Below are 12987 nucleotides of genomic sequence, written 5' to 3'. Positions count from 1 at the left end.
TTTTGCGCCACTATAGGCTGCGGCGCACCGGGGAAAAGACCCTACTGCTGCGGTGGCGCGACGGTGTTGAAGCGTTGCGCGGCTTCGTCCCAGACCAGCGCCTCGATGCAGGTATTCTGGTTGGTGCCGCCGCAATTGGTGCCGTGCACCTGCAGCAACAGCGTGGGGAATGGGCCGAACTGCACCAGCCGCCAGCCTTTCGCCAGCCGTTCGGTCAAAACGTCGCCGACCATGAAGCTGACGCTGCAGCCGCCGGTGCCGCAGAACAGGCTCGCGGCGCTGGAACAGGCCATCGCGTGGGTGTCCAGCGCCCAGTCAGCGGTGCCGTCGCCGTTCAGGTCCGGCCTGCTGATCGCGTCTTCGCCGAGGGTCAGTGCACCGCCCTCGAAACCCGCGCAATCGGCCCTCAGGGCATCAAGCCGCGCCAGAAGGGGCGTCGGAAGATCGGCGGGTTGCGTGGCGGCTGGCCCGGAAACAAGGATGGCGGCAAGCAGGCAGGCAACGCGCAACGCGTGGGTCATTCCGCCGCGACCGCTTCGGGGTCGGCCAGTTCCACGATGTCGAACATGATGCGGTTCAATTCAAAATCCTTCGGGGTGTAGACCCGTGCCACGCCCATCGCGCGCAGCTTGCGTGCGTCCTCGTCAGGGATGATGCCGCCGACCAGAACAGGGATATGGTCCAGCCCTTCGGCGCGCAGCTTGCCCATCAGGTCCTCGACCAGCGGCATGTGGCTGCCTGACAGGATCGACAGACCGATGACATGCGGTTCTTCGCGGCGGGCGGCGGCGATGATCTCGTCCGGGGTGAGGCGGATGCCTTCGTAGTCGATCTCCATACCGCAATCACGCGCGCGGAAGGCGATTTGTTCCGCGCCGTTGGAATGGCCGTCGAGTCCCGGCTTGCCCATCAGGAACTTCAGGCGGCGACCCAGCTTGTCGGACATTGCGTCCACGGCGCTGCGGATCTCGTCCAGACCTTCGGTCTTGTTGCTGACGGCGCGGCTGACGCCGGTCGGCCCGCGATACTGGCCGAAGACCTGGCGCATGGTTTCGGCCCATTCACCGGTGGTGACGCCCGCCTTCGCGGCCGTGATGGATGGCCCCATGATGTTTGTGCCGTCCTGCGCCGCGGCGCGCAGACCCGCCAGCGCGGCCTTGACCGCACCCGCGTCGCGCCCGTCGCGCCACGCGTTCAGGCGGGCGATCTGGTCCGCCTCCACCGCCGGATCGACAGTCATTATGCCGCCGTCTTCATCCATCAGCGGCGAGGGTTCGCATTCCACATACTTGTTTACGCCGACGACCACGGTACTGCCCTTTTCGATCCCGTTCACGCGGTCGGCGTTGCTGTCGACGAGGCGGCTTTTCATGTATTCGATCGCGGCCACGGCCCCGCCCATGCTGTCGAGATTGGCAAGTTCGGCGCGCGCGACCTCCTTCAGCTCGGCAACCTTGCGGTCGATGGCGGGGTTGCCGTCGAACAGGTCGTCGTATTCCAGAAGGTCGGTTTCGTAGGCCATGATTTGCTGCATTCGCAGCGACCATTGCTGGTCCCAGGGGCGGGGCAGACCGAGCGCCTCGTTCCAGGCTGGCAGTTGCACGGCGCGGGCGCGGGCCTTCTTGGACAGGGTGACGGCCAGCATTTCGATCAGGATGCGGTAGACGTTGTTTTCGGGCTGCTGTTCGGTCAGCCCGAGGCTATTGACCTGCACGCCATACCGGAAGCGGCGGAACTTCTCGTTCTCGACGCCGTAACGGTCGCGGCAGATCTCGTCCCACAGATCCACGAACGCGCGCATCTTGCACATCTCTGTGATGAAGCGGATGCCCGCGTTCACGAAGAAGCTGATCCGCCCCACCAGGATCGGGAAATCCTCTTCCGGCACCTTGCCCTTCAGGTCGTCCAGCACGGCGCAGGCGGTGGCGAGCGCGAAGGCCAATTCCTGTTCCGGCGTCGCCCCGGCCTCCTGAAGATGGTAGGAACACACGTTCATCGGGTTCCATTTGGGCACGCTGGTATAGCAGAAGGCCGCAACGTCGGTGATCAGCCGCAGCGAGGGTTTGGGCGGGCAGATATAGGTCCCTCGCGACAGGTATTCCTTGATGATGTCGTTCTGCACCGTGCCCTGCAGCTTGGTCACATCGGCGCCCTGTTCCTCGGCTACCGCGATGTAGAGCGAAAGCAGCCAGGGCGCCGTCGCGTTGATGGTCATCGATGTGTTCATCTGCTCAAGCGGGATGTCGTCGAACAATGTGCGCATGTCGCCCAGATGGCTGATCGGCACCCCGACCTTGCCGACCTCGCCGCGCGCCAATTGGTGATCGCTGTCATAGCCCGTCTGCGTGGGCAGGTCGAAGGCGACGGACAAGCCGGTCTGACCCTTGGCGAGGTTGCCGCGATAGAGCGCGTTGGAGGCTTTCGCGGTGGAATGGCCCGCGTAGGTGCGGAACAGCCAGGGTCGATCTTTTTGCACGTCACTCATCGGGCGCCTCGCGGTTGGGATGCCGGTAATATATTTGCGTTGCGACGGCCTTACTTGAAACAAACTGTCCCTGTCAATTCGCTGCAACGCGGCGGGTCCGGTTGCGATGCTCCGCAAAAACCCGGGCTTTGCAAGCGCCGCGCTGACGCATATCGGCGGATCTTGCCGCTGCGCCCTTGTTTCAAAAGGCTTCGCTGCCTTGAGGGCCCGCGGCCCGGGACGCAGGTGCGGCAAGAAAACTGCGGTGTGCGAGACATAAAGTTTCACCAAAGGGCCATTTGATGTTGCTAAGTTGCGCAAACCAACTTATTCCGCCCTGAGACCCATCCACGATTCTGCGATGCGGCATTATCGGCCACAAAGGAGGCTTCCATGGCACTCGACAAAGAACCGGCGATTGCGGACTACGACGCTCCTGAGAAAGACCTGTACGAGGTCGGAGAACTTCCGCCGCTCGGTTACGTGCCGCCCAAGATGTATGCTTGGGCCATCCGGCGCGAACGCCATGGCGAGCCCGACAAGTCGTTTCAGCAGGAAGTGGTGGAGACGCCCAAGCTGGACAGCCACGAGGTGCTGGTGCTCGTGATGGCCGCGGGCGTGAACTACAACGGTGTCTGGGCCGGTCTCGGTGTGCCGATCTCGCCGTTCGACGGGCATGGCGAACCGTATCACATCGCAGGGTCGGATGCCTCGGGCATCGTCTGGGCCGTGGGTGACAAGGTGAACCGCTGGAAGGTCGGCGACGAGGTCGTAATCCACTGCAACCAGGATGACGGCGACGACGAGGAATGCAACGGCGGGGACCCGATGTTCTCGACCTCGCAGCGGATCTGGGGCTACGAGACGCCGGACGGGTCTTTCGCCCAGTTCACCCGCGTGCAGGCGCAACAGCTGATGCCGCGCCCGCGCCACCTGACCTGGGAAGAGTCGGCCTGCTACACGCTGACGCTGGCCACCACTTACCGGATGCTGTTCGGTCACCACCCGCATGAGCTGAAGCCCGGCCAGAACGTGCTGGTCTGGGGGGCCTCGGGCGGGCTTGGTTCCTTTGCCATCCAGCTGGCCAATACGGCGGGCGCCAACGCCATCGCCGTGATCTCGGACGAGGACAAGCGCGACTTCGTCATGGGGCTGGGCGCAAAAGGCGTCATCAACCGCAAGGATTTCAAGTGCTGGGGCCAACTGCCGCCAATCGGCAGCCCGGAATACGCTGAGTGGTTCAAGGAGGCGCGCCGCTTCGGCAAGGCGATCTGGGACATCACCGGCAAGGGCAACAACGTCGACATGGTGTTCGAGCACCCTGGCGAATCGACCTTTCCGGTGTCGACTTTCGTGTGCAAGAAGGGCGGCATCGTTGTGATCTGCGCCGGGACCACCGGGTTCAACTGCACCTTCGACGTACGCTACATGTGGATGCACCAGAAGCGTCTGCAGGGCAGTCACTTCGCCCATCTCAAGCAGGCGGCCGCGGCGAACAAGCTGGTGATCGAACGCCGTATCGATCCTTGTATGTCCGAGGTCTTTCCTTGGGCTGATATTCCCGAAGCGCACATGAAGATGCTTCGCAACGAGCACAAGCCGGGCAACATGGCTGTGCTGGTGCAGGCGACCCGGACCGGGCTGCGCACGTTCGAGGACACTCTGGAGGCGAGCATCCGAGCCTGACGGCGCCGAGCGAGCGATCAATTCCAAGTTGACGGCCGTCTGGAAGTTCCGGGCGGCCGTTTTCCTTTTGACGTGCCGGATTCAAGAGTATTCAAATAGTTGCAGGGCGTACACTCACTATTCTGGGGAAGGTGATTGCTGTGAGTATATGCAACCTGAGGTGTGTGTTACTGTAGGTTAACAAATTCTTAATCGGTTGGAGGCACCGTCATGCAACAAGACTGGGTTCTGGATGTTCTGGCGGATTTGAGGACCTTTGCACGGCAGAACGCCTACAGCGCGCTGGCCGAGCAACTGGATGACACGATTCTCGTGGCGGCAGCGGACATTCACCGTGTCGCATCTTGCAGGGCTGGGAAGAAGAACGGTCATGAAAGACAAGCTGGAAGCGCTCATCACTGGGCTGGAGGCGGCGAAAACCCATAGCGACCTGCAAGGGATCATCGTCAAGCTGCGGGATCTTTATGACGTCGATCACGTCATCTATCACTCGGTCAACCGGGCGGGCGAGCAATACGCAGCGCTGACCTATGATCCGAGTTGGGTGGAACGCTATATTGAACAGGATTATGCGCGCATCGACCCGGTTGTGCAGGGCTGCTACCAGCGTTTTCACCCGGTGGACTGGAAGCGGCTAGACTGGTCCAGCCCCCGTGCGCGCAACTTCATGGGCGAGGCGGCCGATGCCGGGGTGGGCAACCAGGGGCTTTCCGTGCCGATCCGCGGGCCGAACGGGCAGTTCGCGCTTTTTACCGCCTGCAGCCGTGCCACCGACAGCGTCTGGGAAAGCTATTCGCGCAGCAATGTGGGTGACCTAATCCTCGTGGCCCACTTCATCAACCAGAAGGCACTGGAGTTGGACAACGGGACTGATGTTCAGAAATCGGCCAGCCTGTCCCCGCGCGAGGTCGATACGCTGAGGCTGCTGGCAATGGGATATTCCCGCGCGCAGGCCGCCGACTGCCTGTGCATTTCGGAGCATACCCTGCGTGTCTATATCGAGTCGGCCAGGTTCAAGCTGGCTGCCCAGAACACGACGCATGCCGTGGCGAAAGCCATTGCTCACGGTCTCATCGTCATCTGAACAATTCGTTAAGCTACCGCGCGGCAGGCGGACCATTGTTTAACCGAGTCGGCCCCAGTGTTCCCGCATGACGGGAAAACGGGGAACGCCATGCTACGCTACATCTACGGAAGCCAGCTCGACCACCATCCAAAACTGCGGGACACCATGTTCCGCGACCGCGCCGACCAGTTTCATACCCGGTTGGGGTGGGACGTGTCAGTCAGCGAGAACGGCGAGGAGCGGGACCAGTATGACGGGCCTCGCACGCTATATGTGATCTGGGAGACGGAGGCAGGCCAGCACGGCGGCTCGATGCGGTTCCTGCCGACCACCGGCCCGACGATGATCAACGACCACTTCCTGCCGCTGCTGGAAGGCTATCCGATGCAAAATGACAAGATCATGGAGTGCACGCGATTCTGCCTTGCGCGCAATGCCGCGCCGCGCGTTTCGGCAGCGCTGATGCTCGGTGGCGCGGAGCTCGGGCTTGGGTTCAGGCTAAGTTTCTCCGTCGGCGTGTTCGACGCGCGCATGGTCCGGATCTACAGCCGCCTTGGTTGGGCGCCGATGATCCTGGGCAGTTCCGGGGAAGGGCGCGAGGCGGTCAGTGCCGGGCTCTGGGCCTTTTCCGAGCCCCGCGCCCACGCCCTGTGCGAGAAGGCTTCGATCCCGCGAGGGCTGTCGCGGCTGTGGTTCCATCGCGCGATGGCGGAGCGCCCGCAGCGGCTGGCGCAGATCGCCTGAAGCTCTGGAACCCGCGCAGGGCAGGGGATAGGGTCGTTGCATGGCGCAAAGCACATCCCTGACCCTTTCGGACGACCAAAAGCAGGCCGCCGCGCGCCTGTCGGAGCTTCTGGCCGGGGCCGGGGTTGACCTTGACACCGGCAGCCTCTTGCCTCCCGGCGGGTCGAGCGCAGTCCTGGCGGTGCTGGGCAAGGCTGGTTCGGGTAAGACACTGCTTCTGTCGCAGGTCTACCAGCAGCTCAAGACCGCAGGGGTCGAGATCGTGTCGGGCGACTATGAAGGCCGCCGCCGCCGTGACCGCCGGACTCTTGCCATTCTCGCGCCGACGAACAAGGCCGCCAGTGTCCTGCGCATGCGCGGAGTACCCGCCACCACGATTCACCGCGTACTCTATACTCCGGTCTATGACCCCGAATATGAAAAGATCGCCGAATGGCTGGCGGGGAGGGGCGACAGGCCGGTGACCGAGGTGCTCACGGATGCCGCGCTGGACCGGGCTGTCGCCTTCTACGCGCAGCACGCTTCCGTGCCTGCGGCGCTGGCCTCGGCCGGGCTGCGCGGTTCGGACTTCATCACCGGCTGGAAACGCCGGGACGAACCGCTCGACATCGGGTTCGTCGATGAAAGCTCGATGCTCGACAAGCGGCAGTTCGACGACCTGACCGAAATCTTTCCGACCCTCGTGCTTTTCGGCGACCCGGCGCAGCTGGCGCCCGTCGGCCAGTCCGGCGAGATGGTCTTCGACGGCCTGCCCGAAGCCCGCCGCGTGACCCTGTCGCGCATTCACCGACAGCAACAGGACAATCCGATCCTGGATCTCGCGCATGCATTGGGCGATCCCTCAGTAGGCTTCGAGGCGTTCGAGCGCATGGTCGAGGATGCCGCTGGACGCGACGACCGTGTCGTGCTGGCCGGCCGCGTGGAGGCGGACCTGATGGCACGGTCCCCCGTCCTGGTGTGGCGCAACGCGACGCGGATCAGGCTGATCCAGGCGTTCCGCGCAGCGCATGGCGCCCCCGACGACGGCCTTCTGCCCGGTGAGCCGCTGATCTGCGATGGGCTGGAGCTGCCATTGAAGCACCGCAAGAAGCGGCTCGATCTGGAGGCGCGTGGCCTGATAAAGGGCGCGCAGGTGGTCTATCTCGGGCCGGGGCGGCGGCCCGGCTTCTCGCGACTGCATGTCCTTGGCGCGCCTGAACCGCAGGTTTCGGCCGCTTCGATCATCAAGATCGAACATCCGGACGAGGATGAGCCCTTCATCCCTTCGGCGGCTCGGATGGGCGCCGCCTTCCTGCACGGGGCGGCGGTCACGATCCACAAGGCGCAGGGCTCGCAATGGCCGCAGGTGCAGGTCTTCGCGCCCGATCTCTACGCAGCCGCGCGTGCCGGACGGACGGAGGCCGGCCTGCCGCTGTGGAAGCGTCTGGCCTATGTCGCCATCACCCGTGCCGAGGAACGCCTGTTCTGGGTCACCCGATACCGGCTTGGCAAACCGACCGGGATGCTTGGCACGGACGATCTGACCGTGCCGCCCGCCCCGGACCTGATCCGCGAAATGGACCCGACGCTAACGCTGCAGGCCACGGAAGAGGGCTGAGGCCCCCCAGCCGGCCGCGATGGCGATGATCAGCGACATCAGGCCATATATCAGCGGCTGGGTCTGGGCCATCGTGTAGAGCCAGCGTTCCAGCCCCACCTTGCGCACGTCGATGCGGGTCTCGAAGAAATCCACCACCTGCCGGTCGCGCAGCAGAAAGATGCGCGTGGCGTATGGCCCTTCCACAAGGTTGGATGGCAAGTCCAGCGCGGTGCGGAACAACGTTTGCTGGTCAAGCGCGACGGCGCCCTCGCGGATCTGGTAGAGGTCCTGCCGTTCGCGTATGCGCACCAGCGCCTCGGTGAAATTCTCTACGTCGGCGGCGGTTTCGCTGGCCCCGACAGTGCGCACCATCTGGTCCAGCGTGATCCCGTGGCGCAGGTCTTCCACCGCGCTCAGGATGTCGGCGACGGGTCCGGTGCTGGCCACCGCGTAAAAGCTGGGCGCGCGCGTGAGATGCACGGCGTCGGCATTGACCCAGATCCCGAACCGGCGTTCTTTGCGCCGCACGTCCACGGGAGCGGGCGGGCCGGTGACAGTGATGATGACGTCGAGTTCGGAGGCGTCAGGGATCGGCGCATCGCGGCTGACCGCACCGAAGATCAACAAGGACGAGCCGTCGAACGTGGCGGTGATGGCAACCTCTTCTTGCGAAAGGCCCAGCACGATCCGCTCTGCGGTTGCGGTTGCGGGTGCTGCAATCAGGGCGGCCAGCCAAAGCGCAAGCGCGGCAACGCGCGCGTGCAGAGGTGTACGGGTCATTCCGACACTCCGATACTGTAGATCTCGGAGGGTTGGATCAGCAGTTCAAGCGCCAGCTTGCCGCAGACCAGTAGAACCAGCGAAGCCAGCAGGATGCGCAGTTGTTCGGCTTTCAGGTTGGTTCCAAGACGGCTGCCGATCTGCGCGCCGACGACCCCGCCGAGCAGCAGCATCACCGCCAGCACCACGTCGACGGATTGCGTGGTGATCGCATGCATCAGGGTGGCGAAGGCGGTCACGAAGATGATCTGAAACAGCGAGGTGCCGATGACGACCTTTGTGGGCATCCCGAGCATATAGATCATCGCGGGCACCATGATGAAGCCGCCGCCGACGCCCATGATCGCCGACAACACGCCGACACCGGCCCCGATCAGCAGCGGCGGGATCACCGAGATATACATGCCCGAGGTCCGGAACTTCATCTTCAGCGGCAGTGCATGGACCCAGCCGTGCTTGCGACGCTTCGGCAGTGCGCCGCCGGGCCTGCGGGCGCGGCGCAGCGCACGCAGGCTTTCCACGAACATCAGGCCTCCCACCGTCCCGAGAAACACGACGTAGAACAGTGTGACCAGCAGATCGACCTGTCCCATCGCCTTCAGCGTGGCGAAGACCTGCACACCAAGCGCGGCCCCAACCAGCCCGCCCGCCAGCAGCACGCTGCCCATGCGCAGGTCCACGGTCTTTCGGCGGAAATGGGCCAGCACCGCCGAGAAGGACGAGGCGACGATCTGGTTCGCGCCGGTCGCCACGGCGACGGCGGGAGGGATGCCGATGAAGAACAGAAGCGGCGTCATCAGGAAGCCGCCACCGACGCCGAACAGGCCCGACAACACGCCGACAAGTCCGCCCAGCCCAAGCAGCAGGAAGGCGTTGATCGAAACCTCGGCAATGGGAAGGTAGATTTGCATGCGCTCGATCCGTCCTCGACTCCGAGCCTAGACCCGCGTTCGCCGCATTGCAAAACCGTTCCCGCCGGGCGGCGCGTCGGGGCAGGGCGCGGGAAGAGCGGGGCGCTGGATCCCCGCCCTAGCGTTCCTTTACGTAAGCCGCGCCTCCAGCCCGTGGCGGGATCGCCTTTCCGACAAAGCCGGCCAAGATTACCACGGTCAGGATATAGGGCAGCGCCTGCATGAATTGCGTGGGCAGCGTCACGCCCAGCACCTCGAGGCTTTGGAAGCGGTTGCCAAGCGCCTCCAGCAGGCCGAACAGCAGGCAGGCTGCCAGCGCGTACCATGGCCGCCACTTGGCGAAGATCAGCGCCGCGAGCGCGATGAAGCCGCGTCCGGCACTCATTTCCTTCACGAAGCCCGCCGACAGGCCGGTTGCGAGATACGCGCCCGCAAGGCCGCAGAGCAGACCGCAGATCAGGACCGCCGAAAAGCGCAGCCCGACCACCGACACGCCGGCCGTGTCCACCGCGCCGGGGTTCTCGCCGACCGCGCGCAGGCGCAGCCCGAAGCGGGTGCGGAACAGGACGTACCAGGTGGCAGGCACCGCGAGCAGCCCGACATACACAAGGATGGTATGGCCTGACAGCACGTTGGCATAAAGCGGGCCGATCACCGGGACCGGCTCCAGCACACCGGCCAGCGGCAGAGTGATTTCCTGGAAGCGTGCCGCGCCCTCCAGCGACGGGGTGCGCCCGCCAAGCTGGAACCAGGTCTGCCCGATCAGCACCGTCAGCCCCGATGCAAGGAAATTGATCGCCACGCCCGAAATCAGCTGGTTTCCCCGGAACGTGATCGAAGCCAGCCCATGCAGCGCGGCCAGCGCCAGCGATGCGGCGGTGCCGGCCAGCAGCCCGATCCAGACATTTCCTGTCATCGCCGCCACCGCCGCCGAGAAGAAGGCAGCGGCCAGCATCTTGCCTTCCAGCCCAATGTCGAAGATCCCCGCCCGCTCGGAGAAGAGCCCGGCCAGGCAGGCCAGCAGCAGCGGTGTGGCCAGCCGCAGCGTGCTGTCCAGAAGCTGGATGACGGTCGCAAGATCCATCACGTGGCCCCCTTACGGCGGCGGCGGAACAACCCTTCCACCGGGCCGCGCACCATGTTGTCAAGCGCGCCGGTGAACAGGATCACCAGCGCCTGGATCACCACGATCATCTCGCGCGAGATGGCCGGCATCTCGAATTCCAGTTCCGCCCCGCCCTGGTAGAGCGCGCCGAACAGAAGCGCAGCAAGCAAGACACCCAGCGGGTGCGACCGGCCCATCAGCGCCACCGCGATGCCGACGAAGCCCGCGCCCTGCACGCTGTCTATGACCAGCCGCTCCGCTTCGCCCTGCACCGCGTTCACGGCCATCAGCCCGGCCAGCCCGCCGGAGATCAGCATCGTGATCATGATCGTGCGCACGGGCCGTATCCCGGCATATTTCGCCGCCGCCTCGGACTGGCCGAAGGCGCGGATTTCATAGCCGAGCCGCGTCTTCCAGATCAGCACCCAGACGGCCACGCAGCAGGCAAGCGCCACGAAGAACGCAACGTTCAGCGGCGCGGATCGGCCGAATCCCATCCAGGCGCCCCAGTCATAAGCCGATGGCAGGCGCGCGCCTTCGGGAAACCGCGCGGTTTCGGGCGCCATGGAGCCGGGCACCTTCAGCACATTGACGAGCAGATAGACCAGCAGCGCAGAGGCGATGAAATTGAACATGATCGTCGTAATGACGATGTGGCTGCCGCGCGTGGCCTGCAACCATGCGGGTATCGCCGCCCAGGCCGCGCCGAACAGCGCGCCGCCCAGCACCGCTGCGGGCAGGGCGAGCGTCCAGTGTGGCCAGGGCACCGACAGGCAGACGATGGCGACGCCCAGCCCGCCAAGCGCCGCCTGCCCTTCGCCGCCGATGTTGAACAGGCGCGCGTGGAATGCGACGGCGACGGCGAGGCCGGTGAATATGAAGTTGGTGGCGTAGTACAGCGTGTAGCCCCAGCCATAGGCGGAGCCGACCGCGCCGCGGATCATCACGCCCATCGCTTGCGCCGGGTTCTCGCCGATGAGGGCGATCACCAGGGCCGAGACCAGCAGCGCAAGGGTCAGATTGATCAGCGGGATCAAGGCGATGTCGGCCCAGCGGGGCATCGTGTCCATGTCAGCGCGCCTTTCCGTCCATCCCGGCCATCATCATGCCCAGTTCCGTCTCGTCGGTCTGGCCGGGCAGACGCTCGCCCATGATCCGGCCGTCGAACATCACCGCGATGCGGTCCGACAGGGCGAAAATCTCGTCCAGTTCGACGCTCACCAGCAGGATCGCCTTGCCCGCGTCGCGCAATTCGATCAGGCGCTGATGGATGAATTCGATCGCACCGATATCGACACCGCGGGTCGGTTGCCCGACCAGCAGCAGGTCCGGGTTGCGTTCGATCTCGCGCGCCAGCACGATCTTCTGCTGATTGCCGCCCGAGAAGCTTTTTGCGTGCAGCCAGCAGTCGGCCGGCCGGACATCGAACCGTTCCATCTTGCCGCGCGTGTCGTTGCGCAGGGCGGTCTGATCCATCAGCGCCCCACGGCAGTAATCGGGCAGATCGTGGTAGCCGAAGCCCGTATTCTCCCATGCCGTGAAGTCCAGGATCAGGCCCAGCCGGTGCCGGTCCTCCGGAACATGGGCAATGCCTGCATGGCGGCGGCTGCGCCCGTCCGCGCGGGGACCGGACAGGTCCAGCGGTGTGCCGTTCAGGGTGACGGTGCCGGTCGCGTCGCTGATGCCGCCCAGCACTTCCAGCAGTTCAGATTGTCCGTTGCCGGCGACCCCGGCCACGCCAAGGATCTCGCCCGCCCGTACTTCGAGGTCGATGCCGCGCAGGCGTTCCACGCCCTTGTCGTCGGTCACCTTCAGGTTCTCGACCTTAAGCACCACGGGGCCGGGCCGGGCAGGGGTCTTGTCGACCCGCAGCAGCACCTTGCGCCCGACCATCAGTTCGGCCAGCTCCGACGGCGACGTGTCGGCCGTGCGCACGGTCGCGGTCATCTCGCCGCGCCGCATCACGCTGACATTGTCGGTCACGTCCATGATCTCGCGCAGCTTGTGGGTGATCAGGATGATCGTCTTGCCCTCGTCGCGCAGCCCGCGCAGGATACGGAACAGATGATCGGCCTCTGACGGTGTCAGCACGCCGGTCGGTTCGTCCAGGATCAGGATGTCGGCCTGCCGGTAAAGCGCCTTGAGGATCTCCACCCGCTGCTGCATCCCGACGCCGAGGTTCTCGATCTTCGCGTCCGGGTCCACGTTCAGTTCGTATTCGCGCGCCAGGTCCACCAGAAGGCGACGCGCCTTGACCAGCGAAGGGCGCAGGAAGGCACCGTCCTCGGCGCCCAGCACAACGTTTTCCAGAACGGTGAAGTTCTCCACGAGCTTGAAATGCTGGAACACCATGCCGATGCCCGCGCGGATCGCAGCCTGGCTGTCGGGAATGTCGGTACGCTGCCCGCCGATCAGGATCTCGCCGCTGTCGGCCTTGTAGAAACCGTAGAGGATCGACATCAGCGTCGACTTGCCAGCCCCGTTCTCCCCGATGATGCCGTGGATCGTGCCCCGTTCCACCCGGATGGAGATGTCCTTGTTCGCCTGCACCGCCCCGAACGCCTTCGAGATCCCGCGCAGTTCGATCGCGGGGGCGGTTTGCGAAGGGGCGGCCGCAGCGGGCCGCCCCTCGGTGTGCGTCGGTGCCGTCAT

General features: G+C 64.8%; 11 protein-coding genes. 4 read left to right on the top strand and 7 right to left on the bottom strand.

Annotated elements, in window-relative coordinates; genetic code table 11:
- Positions 1–41: 41 nt before the first annotated feature.
- Both DKT77_RS17510 and DKT77_RS17505 read right to left on the bottom strand, forming a co-directional pair.
- Complete coding sequence (locus tag DKT77_RS17510; protein WP_146205031.1) at positions 42–521, bottom strand: hypothetical protein; 480 nt, start codon at positions 519–521, stop codon at positions 42–44.
- Entirely contained in the window at positions 518–2506 is a 1989-nt protein-coding gene (locus tag DKT77_RS17505; RefSeq protein WP_274520102.1) for a protein meaA, read from the bottom strand. The genes DKT77_RS17510 and DKT77_RS17505 overlap by 4 nt, the downstream gene beginning before the upstream one ends.
- A 351-nt stretch (positions 2507–2857) precedes the next feature.
- Between DKT77_RS17505 and ccrA the strand changes: the two genes are divergently transcribed.
- The 4 genes from ccrA to DKT77_RS17480 all read left to right on the top strand — a co-directional run bounded on the left by ccrA (position 2858) and on the right by DKT77_RS17480 (position 7557).
- Positions 2858–4150 (top strand): crotonyl-CoA carboxylase/reductase, encoded by a 1293-nt coding sequence (gene ccrA / locus DKT77_RS17500; protein WP_109812966.1) that lies wholly within the window; start codon positions 2858–2860, stop codon positions 4148–4150.
- Positions 4151–4520: 370 nt separating this feature from the next.
- Positions 4521–5234: a helix-turn-helix transcriptional regulator gene (locus tag DKT77_RS17490; protein WP_109812964.1), complete on the top strand. Its 714-nt coding sequence runs from the start codon at positions 4521–4523 to the stop codon at positions 5232–5234.
- 90 nt (positions 5235–5324) lie between these two features.
- Positions 5325–5960 carry an acyl-homoserine-lactone synthase gene (locus DKT77_RS17485; protein WP_109812963.1) on the top strand — a complete coding sequence of 212 codons (636 nt, stop codon included), beginning with the start codon at positions 5325–5327 and terminating at the stop codon, positions 5958–5960.
- Positions 5961–6000: 40 nt separating this feature from the next.
- Positions 6001–7557 carry an ATP-dependent DNA helicase gene (locus DKT77_RS17480; protein ID WP_109812962.1) on the top strand — a complete coding sequence of 519 codons (1557 nt, stop codon included), beginning with the start codon at positions 6001–6003 and terminating at the stop codon, positions 7555–7557.
- Here DKT77_RS17480 and DKT77_RS17475 read toward each other — a convergent pair.
- The 5 genes from DKT77_RS17475 to DKT77_RS17455 all read right to left on the bottom strand — a co-directional run bounded on the left by DKT77_RS17475 (position 7528) and on the right by DKT77_RS17455 (position 12987).
- Positions 7528–8319: a TIGR02186 family protein gene (locus DKT77_RS17475; protein ID WP_109812961.1), complete on the bottom strand. Its 792-nt coding sequence runs from the start codon at positions 8317–8319 to the stop codon at positions 7528–7530. The genes DKT77_RS17480 and DKT77_RS17475 overlap by 30 nt on opposite strands.
- Positions 8316–9230, bottom strand: a complete 915-nt coding sequence (locus DKT77_RS17470) for a sulfite exporter TauE/SafE family protein (protein ID WP_109812960.1) — start codon at positions 9228–9230, stop codon at positions 8316–8318. The genes DKT77_RS17475 and DKT77_RS17470 overlap by 4 nt, the downstream gene beginning before the upstream one ends.
- A 118-nt stretch (positions 9231–9348) precedes the next feature.
- Complete coding sequence (locus DKT77_RS17465; RefSeq protein ID WP_109812959.1) at positions 9349–10314, bottom strand: ABC transporter permease; 966 nt, start codon at positions 10312–10314, stop codon at positions 9349–9351.
- Positions 10314–11405: an ABC transporter permease gene (locus DKT77_RS17460; protein ID WP_109812958.1), complete on the bottom strand. Its 1092-nt coding sequence runs from the start codon at positions 11403–11405 to the stop codon at positions 10314–10316. Before DKT77_RS17460 ends, DKT77_RS17465 begins: the two co-directional genes overlap by 1 nt.
- A gap of 1 nt (position 11406) precedes the next feature.
- Positions 11407–12987 carry an ABC transporter ATP-binding protein gene (locus DKT77_RS17455; protein WP_109812957.1) on the bottom strand — a complete coding sequence of 527 codons (1581 nt, stop codon included), beginning with the start codon at positions 12985–12987 and terminating at the stop codon, positions 11407–11409.

The organism is Meridianimarinicoccus roseus (assembly GCF_003172915.1).
Classification (GTDB): Bacteria; Pseudomonadota; Alphaproteobacteria; order Rhodobacterales; family Rhodobacteraceae; genus Meridianimarinicoccus; species Meridianimarinicoccus roseus.
Note: the sequence above shows the minus strand (reverse complement) of the source record. Positions and strands in the feature narration are given on the sequence as shown.